This is a genomic window from uncultured Serinicoccus sp., assembly GCF_947487915.1.
In the GTDB taxonomy this organism is placed as follows: domain Bacteria; phylum Actinomycetota; class Actinomycetes; order Actinomycetales; family Dermatophilaceae; genus Ornithinicoccus.
This window is the reverse complement of the sequence record NZ_CANKYH010000064.1, coordinates 1-219: the sequence shown is the minus strand read 5'-3', so window position 1 is coordinate 219 and position 219 is coordinate 1. Positions and strand designations below refer to the sequence as shown.

The following is a 219-nucleotide window of genomic DNA, read 5'->3' as shown; positions in this document are numbered from 1 at the left end:
GACGGGGGCCCGCACAAGCGGCGGAGCATGCGGATTAATTCGATGCAACGCGAAGAACCTTACCAAGGCTTGACATACACCGGACGACTGCAGAGATGTGGTTTCCCTTTGTGGCTGGTGTACAGGTGGTGCATGGTTGTCGTCAGCTCGTGTCGTGAGATGTTGGGTTAAGTCCCGCAACGAGCGCAACCCTCGTTCCATGTTGCCAGCAACACCTTT

At 56.2% G+C, this 219-nt stretch carries 1 rRNA gene; it reads left to right on the top strand.

Annotated elements, in window-relative coordinates:
* Positions 1 to 219, top strand: a 16S ribosomal RNA gene (locus tag Q0795_RS17210); the annotation flags it as partial.